The 14,064-nt window shown below is 64.8% G+C and carries 16 protein-coding genes; 2 read left to right on the forward strand and 14 right to left on the reverse strand.

Annotated elements, in window-relative coordinates:
• Complete coding sequence (purL, locus tag ACOQPC_RS10785) at positions 1-2,226, reverse strand: phosphoribosylformylglycinamidine synthase subunit PurL (RefSeq protein WP_420605733.1); 2,226 nt, start codon at positions 2,224-2,226, stop codon at positions 1-3.
• 118 nt (positions 2,227-2,344) lie between these two features.
• Here purL and ACOQPC_RS10790 point away from each other — a divergent pair, with 118 nt between their 5' ends.
• The gene (locus tag ACOQPC_RS10790; RefSeq protein WP_420605734.1) at positions 2,345-3,481 is read left to right on the forward strand and encodes an endonuclease/exonuclease/phosphatase family protein; all 1,137 of its coding nucleotides are present in this window, start codon (positions 2,345-2,347) and stop codon (positions 3,479-3,481) included.
• A 1-nt stretch (position 3,482) separates the two neighbouring features.
• Here the strand turns inward: ACOQPC_RS10790 and ACOQPC_RS10795 are convergent, their stop codons facing one another.
• From ACOQPC_RS10795 to ACOQPC_RS10805, 3 genes are all read right to left on the reverse strand, one after another.
• A complete protein-coding gene (locus ACOQPC_RS10795) occupies positions 3,483-4,601 on the reverse strand; it encodes a glycerophosphodiester phosphodiesterase (protein WP_420605735.1) in 1,119 nt (372 codons plus the stop codon).
• 33 nt (positions 4,602-4,634) lie between these two features.
• Positions 4,635-5,495 carry an EamA family transporter gene (locus tag ACOQPC_RS10800; RefSeq protein WP_420605736.1) on the reverse strand — a complete coding sequence of 287 codons (861 nt, stop codon included), beginning with the start codon at positions 5,493-5,495 and terminating at the stop codon, positions 4,635-4,637.
• 246 nt (positions 5,496-5,741) lie between these two features.
• Entirely contained in the window at positions 5,742-6,089 is a 348-nt protein-coding gene (locus ACOQPC_RS10805; protein ID WP_420605737.1) for an ArsC family reductase, read from the reverse strand.
• A 127-nt stretch (positions 6,090-6,216) separates the two neighbouring features.
• Between ACOQPC_RS10805 and ACOQPC_RS10810 the strand changes: the two genes are divergently transcribed.
• Entirely contained in the window at positions 6,217-6,615 is a 399-nt protein-coding gene (locus ACOQPC_RS10810; protein ID WP_420605738.1) for a GFA family protein, read from the forward strand.
• 17 nt (positions 6,616-6,632) lie between these two features.
• Here ACOQPC_RS10810 and ACOQPC_RS10815 read toward each other — a convergent pair whose 3' ends face one another.
• From ACOQPC_RS10815 to ACOQPC_RS10860, 10 genes are all read right to left on the reverse strand, one after another.
• Positions 6,633-7,316 (reverse strand): endonuclease III domain-containing protein, encoded by a 684-nt coding sequence (locus ACOQPC_RS10815; RefSeq protein ID WP_420605739.1) that lies wholly within the window; start codon positions 7,314-7,316, stop codon positions 6,633-6,635.
• Positions 7,316-7,963, reverse strand: a complete 648-nt coding sequence (locus tag ACOQPC_RS10820; protein ID WP_420605740.1) for a TIGR02466 family protein — start codon at positions 7,961-7,963, stop codon at positions 7,316-7,318. The genes ACOQPC_RS10815 and ACOQPC_RS10820 overlap by 1 nt, the downstream gene beginning before the upstream one ends.
• 28 nt (positions 7,964-7,991) lie before the next feature.
• Positions 7,992-8,423: a type II toxin-antitoxin system VapC family toxin gene (locus ACOQPC_RS10825; protein WP_420605741.1), complete on the reverse strand. Its 432-nt coding sequence runs from the start codon at positions 8,421-8,423 to the stop codon at positions 7,992-7,994.
• A gap of 41 nt (positions 8,424-8,464) precedes the next feature.
• Positions 8,465-8,968, reverse strand: coding sequence for a GFA family protein (locus tag ACOQPC_RS10830; RefSeq protein WP_420605742.1), 504 nt, complete (start codon positions 8,966-8,968; stop codon positions 8,465-8,467).
• Between the two features lie 70 nt (positions 8,969-9,038).
• On the reverse strand, positions 9,039-9,743 hold the full coding sequence (locus ACOQPC_RS10835; protein ID WP_420608124.1) for an endonuclease III domain-containing protein: 705 nt from the start codon (positions 9,741-9,743) through the stop codon (positions 9,039-9,041).
• 7 nt (positions 9,744-9,750) lie between these two features.
• Entirely contained in the window at positions 9,751-9,972 is a 222-nt protein-coding gene (locus ACOQPC_RS10840) for a type II toxin-antitoxin system HicA family toxin (protein WP_420605743.1), read from the reverse strand.
• Positions 9,972-10,172, reverse strand: coding sequence for a type II toxin-antitoxin system HicB family antitoxin (locus ACOQPC_RS10845; RefSeq protein ID WP_420605744.1), 201 nt, complete (start codon positions 10,170-10,172; stop codon positions 9,972-9,974). The genes ACOQPC_RS10840 and ACOQPC_RS10845 overlap by 1 nt, the downstream gene beginning before the upstream one ends.
• A 161-nt stretch (positions 10,173-10,333) precedes the next feature.
• Positions 10,334-10,876, reverse strand: coding sequence for a GNAT family N-acetyltransferase (locus tag ACOQPC_RS10850; protein WP_420605745.1), 543 nt, complete (start codon positions 10,874-10,876; stop codon positions 10,334-10,336).
• Positions 10,833-12,422, reverse strand: a complete 1,590-nt coding sequence (guaA, locus tag ACOQPC_RS10855) for a glutamine-hydrolyzing GMP synthase (protein WP_420605746.1) — start codon at positions 12,420-12,422, stop codon at positions 10,833-10,835. The genes ACOQPC_RS10850 and guaA overlap by 44 nt, the downstream gene beginning before the upstream one ends.
• Before the next feature lie 153 nt (positions 12,423-12,575).
• Positions 12,576-13,997, reverse strand: coding sequence for a M20/M25/M40 family metallo-hydrolase (locus tag ACOQPC_RS10860; RefSeq protein ID WP_420605747.1), 1,422 nt, complete (start codon positions 13,995-13,997; stop codon positions 12,576-12,578).
• Positions 13,998-14,064 lie beyond the last annotated feature (67 nt).

Below are 14,064 nucleotides of genomic sequence, written 5' to 3' on the forward strand. Positions count from 1 at the left end.
TCAACCCTCCATCCATTTGGCAAAAAAGCGCTCGTTCGCCGTCTTGAGCTCCGCCAGCGATATGTCGAGCCCGGCGCCGGTGATCGTATTGCCTCCGGTGGTGCCAACCCGCGCGACGAACACGCCCGCATCCACGGCTCGGTCGGTCACTGCCTCGGCCTCGGCATCGGCAGCGGTGACCAGAAAACGCCCCTGATCCTCGCCGAACAGGATCGCCGCCGGATTGCTCACCTCCGGCAGACCGATCTGCGCACCGATGCCGCCCGCCAGCGCCATCTCGGCGATCGCAACCAAGGCGCCGCCGTCCGACAAATCGTGGACTGCGCTCACCATGCCATCGGTGACCAGGCCCCGAACGAACTCGCCATGGCGTCGCTCGACATCGAGATCGACGGGCGGCGGCGGCCCCTCCTCGCGGTCATGACATTCGCGCAGCCACAGCGACTGACCGACATGCCCCGCCGTGTAACCGATCAGCAGCAACGCCTCCCCCGCCGCCTTGAACGCGATCGTCGCCATCGCTTCGATATCGTCCAGCAGCCCGACCGCGCCGATGGCGGGCGTCGGCAGGATGGCCGATCCGCCGCCGGTCGCCTTGCTCTCGTTGTAGAGACTGACATTGCCGCTGACGATCGGCATGTCGAGCGCGATGCAGGCTTCGCTCATGCCCTCTAGACAACCGACGATCTGCCCCATTATCCGCGGATTTTGCGGGCTCCCGAAGTTGAGGCAATTGGTCACCGCGAGCGGCTTCGCGCCCACGGCGCAGAGATTGCGATAAGCCTCTGCAATGGCCTGACGGCCGCCCTCGACCGGGTCGGCGAAGCAATAGCGCGGCGTGCAATCGGTGGTCAGCGCGAGCGCCTTGCCGGTGCCGTGCACGCGCACCACCGCCGCGTCGCCGCCCGATCGCTGCGCGGTGTCGCCGCCGACCTGGCTGTCATATTGCCGCCAGATCCAGCGGCGCGAGGCGAGATCGGGACAGGCCATCAGCGTCAGCAAGTCCGCGGCGATGTCGCTGCTTTCCGGCACATGCGCAAGCGCCGCCGGCCTGGGCGTCGGCTCGTGCGGTCGATCGTAAAGCGGCGCATCGTCGGCGAGTGGGCCAAGCGGGATATCGCATACCGTCTGCCCAAGATGGTCGAGCACCATGCGACCCGTATCGGTGACTTCTCCGATCACCGCGAAATCCAGCTCCCACTTCCGAAAGATCGCCTCGGCCCCGGTTTCGCGCCCGGGCTTCAGCACCATCAGCATGCGCTCCTGGCTTTCGGAGAGCATCATCTCATAGGCGCTCATGCCGGTCTCGCGCTGCGGCACCGCGTCCAGGTTCAGCCGGATGCCGACGCCGCCGGCCGAGGCCATTTCGACGCTGGAACTGGTCAGGCCCGCCGCGCCCATGTCCTGGATCGCCACGATCGCGTCGGTCGCCATGAGTTCGAGGCAGGCTTCGATCAGCAGCTTCTCGGTGAACGGATCGCCGACTTGAACGGTGGGTCGCTTTTCCTCCGAATCCTCGGCGAATTCGGTGCTCGCCATGGTCGCGCCGTGGATGCCGTCGCGCCCGGTCTTGGCACCGACATACACGATCGAGTTGCCCACACCGCTCGCGGCCGAATAGAAGATCTTGTCCTGATCGGCGACGCCCACGGTCATCGCGTTGACCAGGATATTGCCGTCATAGGCGGGATGAAAATTGGTCTCGCCGCCCACCGTCGGCACGCCCACGCAATTGCCGTATCCGCCGATCCCCGCGACCACGCCTTTGACGAGGTGCTTCATCCTGGGATGATCGGGCGAACCGAAGCGCAGCGCGTTCAGATTGGCCACGGGACGCGCGCCCATGGTGAACACATCGCGCAGGATGCCGCCCACGCCCGTCGCCGCGCCCTGATAGGGCTCGATATAACTGGGATGGTTGTGGCTCTCCATCTTGAAGATCGCCGCCTGGGGTTTTCCGTCGGGACCGGGGCCGATGTCGATCACGCCGGCATTCTCGCCAGGCCCGCAGATCACCTGCGGCCCCTCGGTCGGCAGTTTCTTCAGATGCAGCCGCGAGCTCTTGTAGCTGCAATGTTCCGACCACATGACCGAGAAGATGCCGAGTTCGACGAGATTCGGCTCGCGCCCCAGAGCGGCGAGGACGCGGCCATATTCCTGCTCGCTGAGGCCGTGTTCGGCAACGATTTCGGGCGTGATGGCGATGGCGGGAGCGGTATCGGTCATGGACTGCGCGATTAGCGTTCGCGCGGGCGCCGGGCAAGCACGAGGGTTGGCCTCGCGGGTTCGAACGCGTAACGACTTCGCTGGCCCGCGTCATGGAGCCGCGTTTCGGAGAGATCATATGCTGCGAACAATCGGCTTCTGCGCCCTCGTTCTGGTGACCGCGTTCCTGCTGGTCGTGACGGTAGCCAGTTTCACCAGCGCCAACGACTGGTGGATCAGGCTGTGGGACTATCCGCGTCTCGCCATCTTCACCGTCGCCGGCATCTGCACGCTGGTCGCCGGTTTCACCCTGCATGGGAAGCGGCGGCTGATCGTTGGCGGCGTGCTCGTCGCGGTGACGTTGTGGCAGGGCTATCGCATCCATCGCTACACGCTGCTCGCCAAGCCGGAGGTGCAGTTCATCGAGGCCGATGCCGAAGTGTCGGCCAAGCACTGCTTCACCGCCCTGTCGCTCAACGTGTTGCAGGACAACCGCGATTACGGCCGCACGCTGGAGCTGATCCGGCGCACCGACCCGGACATGGTGATGCTGCTCGAGACCGATCAGGCCTGGGTCGATGCATTGAAACCGGAGAGCGCGCGCTATCCGCATGTGCGCGAGGTCCCGATCCCCAACCGCTACGGCCTCGTGTTCATGACCCGGCTGAAGACCGACGAACTGACCGTGCACCGGCTGATCGAGAACGATATCCCGTCGATCTTCGCGCGGATGCGCACGCCGTCGGGCCGCCGCTTCGGGTATATCGGCCTGCATCCGCGCCCGCCGCAGAGCGGCACCGACACGCAGGAGCGCGATGCCGAGATCGCCGTCGGCGCGCGTACCGCTGCGAAATCCGGGCTGCCGATGCTCGCCATGGGCGATTTCAACGACGTCGCCTGGTCGGACACCTCGGAACTGTTCAAGCGCGTCGGCACCTATCTCGATCCGCGCATCGGCCGCGGCTTCTACGCCACTTTCCCCGCCAACATACCCGCCTTTCGCTGGCCGCTCGACCAGATCTACTTCACCGAGCAATTCTCGATCGACAGCCTGCGGGTGCTGGGCAAGACCGGCTCGGATCATCTGCCGATCCTCGCCAAGATCTGCCTCGTCCCACGGATCGGCGAGCAGTTGAACGAAGAGCCCGAGACGATCGAGCGGGACGACATTCGCGAGACCGACCACATCATCGACAAGGGCGTCAGGACCGAGGCGCGCGAGGAAGCGACGGGGACCACCGACGGCGAACGCGAAAAGCATGGCGAGAGCGAGTGATTCATTCTGCCTCCGCGCCGCGCAGCGCCTCGATCGCCAGCCCCGGTTGATCCGCAAACAGTCCATCGATCCCGGCAGCGATGAACGCGCGGATTTCACCGGCCAGATCGCCGCGCGCGATCGATGAATCCTCGCGCCGCAGATCGCCGGGCAGGAAATAATTTTCCGCGCGGAACGTCCAGGGATGCACCAAGAGCCCCGCCTCGTGCGCCCATTCCACCAGCTTGGTCGGCTCGTCGAGCTGGCCGTTTTCGCCGATCGGGATCACCAGCGATTTTTGCGGCCCGATGGCGTCGGCATAGCTGGCGATGGCGCGCACCCCGCCGGCGGTCAGCATATTGGCGTAGCTGATATCGGGCAGGTCGGCGGGGCCGCCCTCCTCCTGCACCAGTTGGACCAACCGCACGTCGCTCGCCGCATCGAGCGCCTTCAGATTGCCGACCTCGAAACTCTGCACGAACACCGGCGCCTCGGCGCCGTTCCAGCCGGCGGCGCCCAGCGCGGCGAGCAACGGCGCCTGGTGCGGCAGGCCGATCGAGGCGAAATAGCCCGGATGCTTGGTCTCGGGATAGATACCGACCACGCGGCCGCGCCTGGCCCCTTCGCTTTTGGCCAGCGCGATGATCTCGTCGAAGGTGGGTATTTCGAAGCGGCCGTCATATTGCGCATTGGCAGGGCGCAGCTGCGGCAGCCGCTCCCTCGCCCGCAACGTCTTGAGTTCGGCCAGCGTGAAATCCTCGGTGAACCAGTCGGTCAGCGCCGCGCCGTCGATCGTCTTGGTCGTCCGGCGATCCGCGAATTCGGGATGGCCGGCGACGTCGGTGGTCTCCGAAATCGCGTTCTCGTGCCGCGCGACGAGCACGCCGTCCTTGGTCAGCACCAGATCGGGCTCGATGAAATCCGCGCCCTGATCGATCGCCAGCTGATACGCGGCGATCGTATGCTCGGGCCGGTCCCCGCTGGCGCCGCGATGCGCGATGATGGTGAAATCAGCCATGGCGCGCGGCCCCGCCGGCGCGGACTTCTGCACCGTCGCACAAGCGCCGAGCGCCAGCGCCGCCATGATCGAACCGATAATCGCCGTCCATTTCAATTTCCCGCCTCCGGCATATTCAGCCATCGCCTGCCGCCTTTCACTATCACGCATCCGCCATCAACCCAGCTGCATCATGGCGAGGCCCGCCACCAGCACCAGCGCCGCGACGATCCGCCGCGCGCCCAGCCCTTCCTGTAGCAGCAGCGCGCCGAACAGCGCGCCGAACAGCACCGCCGTTTCGCGCAGCGCGGAGACCTTGGCCGTCTCCATCAGCGTAAAGGCGTAGAGCGCCGCGCCGTAGCTGAGGATCGAGAGCGCGCCGCCCGCCACGCCGTAGCGCCAGCGCAGCCGGACCGATTCGAGCAGCCGCCCGCGCCGCCGAATGAGAAAGAGCATCGAGATGCCGACGCAATCGAACAGGAACAGCCAGGCGATAAAGGTGAACGGGCTGCCCGCCAGCCGCACCCCGCGCGCATCGGTGACGTTGTACAGCGCGATGCCGATCGCGGTCAGCGCGGCCAGGCCTAGCGCACGCCGGTCGGGATGCGCCGCGATGCGCGTGCCTTTCGGTGGCCAGGCGAACAGGCACACCGCAGCCGTGGCGATGACGAGGCCGGCCACCTCGATCCCCGTCAGCCGCTCGCCGAGCAGCAGAAAGGCGCTGACCCCGGTCAGCATCGGCGCGCCGCCGCGCATGATCGGGAACACCAGACTGAGGTCGCCATGCTTCAGCGCACCGACGAGCGCGAGCTGATAGGCGAAATGCACCGGCACGGTGATCGCCAGCGCGCCCCAGATGGTGGGCGTCGGCGCGGGCACGAGAAACAGCACCACCGGGATCATGAGCAGCGACGCGCTGCCCTGCAGGATCGCGCGGCTGGCGAGGATATCGCTGCCCGCCTTCACGCTGTAATTCGCCGCCGCCAGCGTGACCGCGGAGAACAGCCCCAGAATTATGGCGAGCAGCGTGGGGCTCATGCCCGCGACTCGGGGCCGGCACGAACGGCATCCGCGCCGCCGCGAATGCTCGCTTCGGTCTGGAAGTTCGTAAAGAACCGCATACGTCCCCCCCTTCTTGCCCTCCCCGCGATGTTTTTCGACAGCGTCAGGGAAAGGGAAAGGACCGGAAAGGGCATCGGCGGCATTCTACCCTGCCCCGCCCCCTGTAGGACAGAAGAAAGAAGGACAGTGAAAACAAGCCGGGAATACAGACCGGGAAAAGGTTTAGCCGAAGCGCCGCGAATAGAGCGCCTCGTCGAACCCGACGATCAGCTCGCCCGCGCCTTCGATCACCGGGCGCTTGATCATCGACGGATGGGCGGCCATCAGCCGCGCCGCCGTGGCATCGCCCAAATTCGCCTTGTCGGCATCGGAAAGTTTTCGGTAGGTCGTGCCGCGGGTGTTGAGCAGCGCGTCCCGTCCCGCTTCGTCGATCCAGCGCGTCAGCCGCGCCTCGTCGATTCCGGCCTTTTTGTAATCGTGAAACGCATAAGCCACGCCCTCGGCCTCCAGCCATTTGCGCGCCTTTTTGATCGTATCGCAATTGGGGATGCCGTACATCGTAAGGGGCATTGATAATCTTTCAAAGGGCTGTGGTCCTGCTCGTTCCCATAGCAGCACCAGTGGAAAAAGCAGCCGGTCTGCAAGCGACGCCATCCCAGTCGTAGCGCGCCACATCCTTGCGCGCTAAAAGCGGGGGATGAGCAAACGAATCGCCACATGTTTCTGCGAGCAATTGAAAGTCACCTGCTCGGGCGAACCAGTTCGTGTCTCAGTATGTCACTGCTTGAACTGTCAGAAGCGAAGCGGGAGCTCGTTTGCCGCGCAAGCTAGGTGGCCAAACGAGCAAGTCGACGTGGAGGGGCTGTTCAAGGAGTATGCTCGGCGCGGGGATAACGGCAGCGTTTGTACCTTTCGCTTCTGCCCGAATTGCGGTGGAACCATCAGCTATCAGCACGAGGAGATGCCGGACCTGACGGCAGTCCCGATCGGGGCATTCGCTGATCCCTCGTTCCTGCCACCTCAATACTCCGTTTACGAACAGCGCGCCCATGCATGGGTGTCCATTGTTGGCGAAGGCATCGAGCACTATGACTGACTGAACGCCTGCTTCTCTTAGGTTTTGGCCTCCTTTTGCCGCGCGGCGTACCAGAGGCACGGGTCCGATACGGGGCAAATCTCGCATTTGGGACTGCGCGCCACGCAGATGCGTTTGCCCAGCTGGATCAGCCAGAAATGCCCGTCGCGATGCGCCCATTCCGGCGCGCGTTGTTCCAGTTGCCCGGCGGTCTTGTCGGCGGTCTTGGCGTCGGTGATCCCGATGCGATTGCACACCCGGTGGACATGCGTATCGACCGCGATCACGTCCGCGTCGAAGGTGAAGCTCATCACGATGTCGGCACATTTGCGCCCGATGCCGGGCAGACTCAACAGTCTTTCGCGCGTGTCCGGCACCACCCCGCCATGCTCGCCGATCAGCGCCTCGCAGAATTTGCGGATGTTGCGCGTCTTCATATTGTAGAGCCCGGCCGGCCTGATCGCCGCCGCGATCGCCGCGTCGTCCAGCGCCAGCATCTCCTCGGGCGTGGTCGCCAGCGCAAACAGCGCATCGCTCGCCGCCGCCGTGTTGCGGTCGAGCGACTGGGCGGAAAGCATGCAGCTTATACACGAACGGAAAGGATCGGGCTGCTCCTTCGGCCCTTTCGCCCCTTTGGTGCGCCCTGGCATGGCCTCGCGCAGCCGCTCGAACACGGTTTCGACGTCCGACGCGGCAAGCAGATTATTCGCACCGGCCGTCATCAGGCCTCCTTCACATAGATGTTCATCGCGATCGACAGCCGTTCGCCGGTGCCGGTATAGGGCCGCACGCCGTGGCGCATGAAGCCGGGAAACACCATGATGTCTCCGGCCTGCGTCGGAAAATTGCGCTCCGGCGATTGCGGTGTCTGGTCGAGGCCGACCGCGCGAAATCCCGGAAAGGTCATCATCGGTACCGGAAAGCGCGGGTCTTCCAGATACAGATCGCCGCCCACCGCCTCCCCATCTTCGGCGCCCATGTCGAGATAATAGACCGCGGCCCACAATACGCCCGGGTGCGCATGGCTGATGTTGAGCGATCCGGGCGGCGAGATATTGGCCCACATCCGCACCGACCAGTCGAGCGAAGCCGGGTCGCGGTCCTCGAAATGCGACATGCGTTTGGCAATACGAATTGCGGCATCCGCCAAGCGCTCGGCGGGTTTGCCGGCCCATGTCAGCATGTCGGTCCTGGAATGCCAGCCACCGACGTTCGAGCGCTTGACGCCGCCGTCCTCCGCCCGCCGCCGCCGGACCGCCGCGATCAGATCGGCCGTCAGCGCTTCGCAATCGAGCAACTGGCCGTGCGTCACCGGCGTCTCGAACAGGCCGAGTTGCATGGCACGGATGCGGATCATGTCGTCGGTCATGCGTCCTGGTTAGCGGTGGGGCGCATCCTCACCACAGCGTTTTGACGGGATAGCGGTGGATGGCTTCGTGGATCGTCACGAGGGTTGCGCCGAGGACGAGCGCGTGGGCGATCAGCAGGCGGTCGAACGGATCGCGATGGATGGCGGGGAGGCCTTCAGCAAATCGGTGGCATTTGAAAGGAAAATCAAGCCGCTCGAAATGGGTGTCGGCGATCAGAGCCTCCAGAGAAAAAGGAAGGTTGGCAGCGGACTTGCCACGCTTGATCCCATATTCCCAAGCCGTCGCGGCGCTGATGAATACATTGCCGCTCGCGCTGATTACACGCCTTGTCGAAACGGGGATTTTTTCGGGCGTCGTCGCAAGCCAGATCAGGACGTGCGTATCAAGCAGCAATCTCATTCGGGGACGTTGTCCGGGATGAAAGGATTGTTTTCGATCTCCGCCCATGCGGATGGTCATAGCTTGGCCGAGTAACTTGGCCAAGCGTTACGGTCGAGCGATCAGCGCATCGGCGGCCACTCGTCGGTATCGTGATCGGGATGCTGCCGGTTGCTCGCGGCGATGGCGTCGGCCCACCCCGCGTCCTCGGCATAATCGCCGGTCTCGCCGCGCTCGGGCAGGTTCGGCAGATCGGCGAACCAGGGCAGGCGCGCTTCGGTGCCGACCTGGCCGTTCGGCGGAAGGCTCGCGGGATCGTCGAACGAGCCGATCGAAAAATTTACATGCGGGCTGGTGGTCCCGTCATAGGTGAGCGGCGTGCCGCAATCGCCGCAGAAGCCGCGCTCGACATCGGCAGAGCTTTTGAAGACGGCCGGCTTGCCGCGCGTCCATTCGAAATCCTCGCGCAAGCTCGCGACCAGCGCCATGAACGGCCCGCCGACCTGCTTCTGGCACATCCGGCAGTGGCAGATATGCGCGTTGTCGAGCCGCGCCGTCAGCCGGTAACGCACCGCTCCGCATTGGCAGCCGCCGGTCCAGCTTCCCTCGATGCGTTTGCTGGCCATGTTGCAGCTCTCCACTGGAATGAATGTCATGCAGATTGGCGCATTCGACGAAGTACGACAACTGCCGCGTTCAAGGTCTTTTGCGGCCGGTCGCGCAATCGGCACGCACCGGGCACGCCAAGCATTGCATATGCGACGGACGGCAGAGCGTCTGGCCAAGTTTCTTCACCAGTAGATGATGCTCGTCGATATCGGCCGCGCTCCAGTCTTCGGGAACGACCGGCATCAGCACATCGTAAGCACGCGCCGTATCGGCCCTGGGCGGCACCAGCCCCATGCGCTGCACGATGCGGCGATGGTGGCTGTCGATCACCATGGCGCGCCGGGCGAAGCGCGACGTATTCACGATCCCCGCGCTGATCTTGCGCGCGACCCCCGGCAGCGTTTCGAGCCAGGCCATCGCGTCTTCGGTCGGCAGGTTGGAGAGATGCCGCAGGTCCACTTCGCCGCGCTGCTCGATGATCGCGGTCAGGCATGCCTTTAACCGCTTGGCGGATTGCTCCGGAAAGGTCTGGCTGGACAGTTCCTCGGTGATCGTCGCCAGCGGAGCTTGGGCGACCGTCTCCCAGCTCCCGAAGCGCGCGAGCAAACGGTCCGTGGCGGCATTCGATATCGCGGTCTTGCTGCGCGCGCCGATCACGCCCTGCACCAGCGCCCAGACCGGGTCCTCGCGTTTGTCATGCTGCCGCTCGATCCGTCCGAACCGCTCGATCAGCGCGGCCTGCATGCGCAGGAGCACATCGGTGCGGGGATCGGAGCCGAGGGGGAGCTGCATCACGGCCTTACTTTTTCAGAGCGTCCAGAAACTCGTCGTTACTGAGGCCCGCTTGCCGGATGATCCCCGCCAGAGTTCCGGTTTTGATTTCCTTGTGCATGGGCACCACGCAGCCGTTCGTTTCGCGCCGCATGACGACATGACTGCCGCGCTGGCGTTTCTGCTCGAATCCAAGCCGCTCCAGCGCGCGAACGATGTCCGCGCCGGACAACAGCGGCAACCGAGGCATCAGGCAGCGATATCGAAACTTGTCACGATCGGCACACCCGGGAAATCCATGGGGAATTCTTCGAGATAAAGCTCGACGGCCTCGCGCAGGCTGGCGATGGCCTCTTCGACGGTCTCGCCCTGCGTGGTCGATCCCGTTTCCGGATTATAGGCCACATAGCCTCCTTCGGATGCCGGGCGCAAAATAGCGGTAGCTTGCATGACGATGCTCCTCGATCGACCTATTACCGACGGCGAAGGTGATGACGCAAGCCCGCTACAACCGGATTGTTGCCGCGCCCGATCCGCCCGCAGCGCGCGGCCTGCATGCGGCGCAGCACATCCGTGCGCGGGTCGGAGCCGAGAGGAAGCTGCATGGGCTCTCAATCCTGGAGATTTCGCGCCAGCCGAACGCTCGTTTTTTCAAAACCGAGCTTTTCATAAAACAGATGCGCCTCGGTGAGGTCGAAGCGGCTCGTCACTTCTACGATGTGGCAGCCCGTATCGCGCAAATGGTCCTCGGCGGCGGCAACCAGCGACCGGCCGATTCCCCGGCCGCGCTGCTCTTCTTCGACGACCATCATCGAAATACGGCCGACCGGCGCGGGACGGTGGATCACCTGCATCGCCGAAGTCGTTATGCACCCAATCACCCGACGATCTTTTTCGGCAACGAACGTGCGGTTGCCGACCCGCGCCATGGCGGCGAGCCGACCGGCGACGGCATGGGGAAAAATTTCGTAACCCAGTGGAACGATGAGCGCCGCGAGCGCTTCGGCGTCCGCCCGAACGGCCTCGCGGATTACGACGGGGCTCACCGGCGGCGCCTTACGGCGCCGAGTAAACCGGAAAAGCGTCCCCCGGACGCTTTCTTGATCCGGTTTACTCCCACTCGATCGTCCCCGGCGGTTTGCTGGTATAATCATACACCACCCGGTTGATGCCCTTCACCTCGTTCACGATGCGCGTCGCTACCGCGCCCAGAAACGCGCCGTCGAACGGATAGACGTCCGCGGTCATGCCGTCGGTGCTGGTCACGGCGCGCAGCGCGCAGACATTGTCGTAGGTGCGTCCGTCGCCCATCACCCCGACCGTCTTGACCGGGAGCAGCACGGCGAACGCCTGCCAGATCGCGTCGTACAGCCCGGCCTTGCGGATTTCATCGAGATAGATCGCGTCGGCCTTGCGCAGGATGTCGCAGCGCTCCTTCGTCACCTCGCCGGGAATGCGGATGGCGAGGCCGGGGCCGGGGAACGGGTGACGGCCGACGAAGGCGTCCGGCAGGCTGAGTTCGCGGCCGAGTTCGCGGACCTCGTCCTTGAACAGTTCGCGCAAGGGCTCGACCAGCCGCATGTTCATGCGTTCCGGCAGGCCACCGACATTGTGGTGCGATTTGATCGTGACCGACGGGCCTCCGGTGAAGCTGACGCTCTCGATCACATCGGGATAAAGCGTGCCCTGCGCCAGAAAATCCGCGCCGCCGATTTTTTTGGCCTCGGCCTCGAACACGTCGATGAACGTCTTGCCGATGAATTTTCGTTTTTTCTCCGGGTCGGTTTCGCCGGCCAGTCCTTCCATGAACATCGCTTCGGCATCCACCACGACGAGCGGGATGTTGTAGCTGCCGCGAAACAGTGTCTCGACCTGCTCGCGCTCCTTGGATCGCAGCAATCCATGGTCGACGAACACGCAGGTCAGCTGTTCTCCGATCGCCTCATGGATCAGCACTGCGGCAACCGCGCTGTCGACGCCGCCGGAGAGGCCGCAGATCACCCTGCCCCCGCCCACCCGATCGCGGATTTCGGCGATCTTGGCAGCGCGGAATTCGGCCATGGTCCAATCGCCCGCAAGTCCGCAGACATGGCGCACGAAATTGGCGATCAGTTTCGCGCCGTCGGGCGTGTGCACCACTTCGGGGTGGAACTGCGTGCCGTAATAGCGCCGCGCGTCGTCGGCGATCAGCGCGAAGGGCGCGCCCTCGGTGGTGGCGACGATGCGGAAGCCCGGCGCGAACTTGGTCACCCTGTCGCCGTGGCTCATCCACACCTGATGACGCTCGCCGACCTCCCACAGCCCTTCGAACAGCACGCATGGCTCGGACACGGTGATGTAGGCGCGGCCGAACTCCCCGCCCCTCTCGCCATCCACGCCGCCGGGCTCCACCGTGCCGCCGAGTTGCTCGCTCATCACCTGCTGGCCGTAGCAGATGCCCAAGATCGGCACGCCGCTGTCGAACAGCATCCGCGGCGCACGGGGGGAGCCTTCCTCGGGCGCGGAGGCCGGGCTGCCGGACAGGATCACGCCCGCTGGCCGCATCCGCTTGAACGCCTCGGCGGCCGCGGTGAACGGCGCGATCTCGGAATACACTCCCGCCTCGCGCACGCGGCGCGCGATAAGCTGGGTTACCTGGCTGCCGAAATCGACGATCAGGATCGAACCGCCCGGGGGGGCCGAATCATGGGCGCTGGTCATGGGCGCAGATAGGCGGCGGGGCCGCAGCCTGTCCAGATGCGCGGCAGCGCCGTCGGGCTGCGGATGTTTCAGTTGACTATCGCGCAACTCGGTCTTGATCCGCTGGCGGATGTGGCTGCAGAACGTTCCTGCTCGTTACTCCGGAAATCGGCCTCAACCCGCCAGCTGCTTGACGAGATCGTAAAGATAATCGCGCGCGGTATAGAGCGCCTTCACCTCGACGCGTTCGTTGAGGCCGTGGACGCCATTGCCGTCGGGATCGCCCCACACGCTCGGCACCCCGTAAGTGGGTATGCCGACGGCCGACAGATACAGCCCGTCGGTGGCGCCGGTCGACATGCTCGGCAGCACCGGCACGCCGGGGAAGTATTTCTTGGCGAGCTCCTCCATCGGCCCGATCAGCGCAGGATCGAGCGGCGGCGACATCGCGAGCGGCTTGTCCTCGCGCGCGAACGCGATCGAAATCTCGGGATCGGCGATCAACCTGGTCAGCTCGTCCTTCACCACGGCGGGCGTGTGGCCGGGGAAGATGCGGCAGTTGACGTTCGCCTCGACATGCTGCGGCAGCGCGTTGACCGCATGGCCGCCGTCGATCGTCGTCGCCACGCAGGTCGTGCGCAGCATCGAATGCAGCGCCTTGTCTTGGTTGACGATCCGCATCGCGTCACCGTCGTCGATGTTCTTGACCAGCGCCACCATCGCCGCGCCGGTTTCGCCCGGCCGCATCGCGCCCGATTTCTCGAAAAATGCGCGCGTCGTGTCGTTGAACTCGGCCGCGAACTCGTGCGCGCCGATCCGCTCCAGCGCGCCCGCCATTTCGTAAATCGCGTTGTCCGGCACGGGCTGCGAGCTGTGCCCGCCCGGATTGGTCGCGACGAGTTTGTAATCCTGATAGATCTTCTCGCCGACCTGGATCGTCTGCACCAGCAGCTTGCCCTTGCCGTCGGTGCGTCCGCCGCCGCCTTCGTTCAGCGCGAACGCCGCATCGATCAGATCGCGTTTCTGCGTGGCGAGATAGTTCGCGCCGTTGAACGCGGTGTCGGTTTCCTCGCCGCAGGTCAGCGCCATTTTCACCGTGCGCTTCGGTTTGTAGCCCGCTTCGGCGAAGCGGACGAGCGTGTCCGCCCAGATCGCCGCCATCGCCTTGTCGTCCACGGTGCCGCGCGCATAATAATAGCCATTTTCCTCGACCAGCTTGAACGGATCGCGCTCCCAGTCCTCGCGTTTGGCCTCGACCACGTCGATATGGGCGAGCAGCAGCATCGGCTCCATGCTGTCGTCGGTGCCGGGATAGATCGCGACGAGACCGCCGTCCTTGGGATGTTCGGCCACCGAGAAGGGGACGATGTTTTCCTGCGCCATGCCAGCGGCGCTCAGGCGCGCCGCGATCTGCGCCGCGGCCTGCGTGCAGCTGCCGACCGACTGGCTGGTGTTGGTCTCGACCAGCTCCTTGTAGAGCCCGAAAAACTCCTTCTGACCGGCGTTTAGCGGCCCCATTTCGCCGGTCGGCACCTGCGCGGCGAGCGGGCTGGCGGCGGTCATCATGGCGGCGATGGCGAAGATCGAGGATTTCATATCGGGCTCCCTGTGTTTGTCGCGCGGATTGGAGCAGTTATTAGCTGTGGATGGAAGGGGCGTTCGC

The sequence above is a fragment of the Novosphingopyxis sp. genome (assembly GCF_965218915.1).
GTDB lineage: Bacteria > Pseudomonadota > Alphaproteobacteria > Sphingomonadales > Sphingomonadaceae > Novosphingopyxis.

What these genes read in the sequence shown, in the direction of transcription:
- ACOQPC_RS10795 (WP_420605735.1), bottom strand. Translation starts at nt 4,601, where the DNA reads ATGGCTGAATATGCCGGAGGCGGGAAATTGAAATGGACGGCGATTATC.
- ACOQPC_RS10790 (WP_420605734.1), top strand. Translation starts at nt 2,345, where the DNA reads ATGCTGCGAACAATCGGCTTCTGCGCCCTCGTTCTGGTGACCGCGTTC.
- ACOQPC_RS10805 (WP_420605737.1), bottom strand. Translation starts at nt 6,089, where the DNA reads ATGCCCCTTACGATGTACGGCATCCCCAATTGCGATACGATCAAAAAG.
- guaA (WP_420605746.1), bottom strand. Translation starts at nt 12,422, where the DNA reads ATGACCAGCGCCCATGATTCGGCCCCCCCGGGCGGTTCGATCCTGATC.
- ACOQPC_RS10815 (WP_420605739.1), bottom strand. Translation starts at nt 7,316, where the DNA reads ATGACGGCCGGTGCGAATAATCTGCTTGCCGCGTCGGACGTCGAAACC.
- ACOQPC_RS10850 (WP_420605745.1), bottom strand. Translation starts at nt 10,876, where the DNA reads ATGATTATACCAGCAAACCGCCGGGGACGATCGAGTGGGAGTAAACCG.
- ACOQPC_RS10835 (WP_420608124.1), bottom strand. Translation starts at nt 9,743, where the DNA reads ATGCAGCTCCCCCTCGGCTCCGATCCCCGCACCGATGTGCTCCTGCGC.
- ACOQPC_RS10800 (WP_420605736.1), bottom strand. Translation starts at nt 5,495, where the DNA reads ATGAGCCCCACGCTGCTCGCCATAATTCTGGGGCTGTTCTCCGCGGTC.
- ACOQPC_RS10825 (WP_420605741.1), bottom strand. Translation starts at nt 8,423, where the DNA reads ATGACCATCCGCATGGGCGGAGATCGAAAACAATCCTTTCATCCCGGA.
- ACOQPC_RS10845 (WP_420605744.1), bottom strand. Translation starts at nt 10,172, where the DNA reads ATGCAAGCTACCGCTATTTTGCGCCCGGCATCCGAAGGAGGCTATGTG.
- purL (WP_420605733.1), bottom strand. Translation starts at nt 2,226, where the DNA reads ATGACCGATACCGCTCCCGCCATCGCCATCACGCCCGAAATCGTTGCC.
- ACOQPC_RS10860 (WP_420605747.1), bottom strand. Translation starts at nt 13,997, where the DNA reads ATGAAATCCTCGATCTTCGCCATCGCCGCCATGATGACCGCCGCCAGC.
- ACOQPC_RS10840 (WP_420605743.1), bottom strand. Translation starts at nt 9,972, where the DNA reads ATGCCTCGGTTGCCGCTGTTGTCCGGCGCGGACATCGTTCGCGCGCTG.
- ACOQPC_RS10830 (WP_420605742.1), bottom strand. Translation starts at nt 8,968, where the DNA reads ATGGCCAGCAAACGCATCGAGGGAAGCTGGACCGGCGGCTGCCAATGC.
- ACOQPC_RS10810 (WP_420605738.1), top strand. Translation starts at nt 6,217, where the DNA reads ATGAGCAAACGAATCGCCACATGTTTCTGCGAGCAATTGAAAGTCACC.
- ACOQPC_RS10820 (WP_420605740.1), bottom strand. Translation starts at nt 7,963, where the DNA reads ATGACCGACGACATGATCCGCATCCGTGCCATGCAACTCGGCCTGTTC.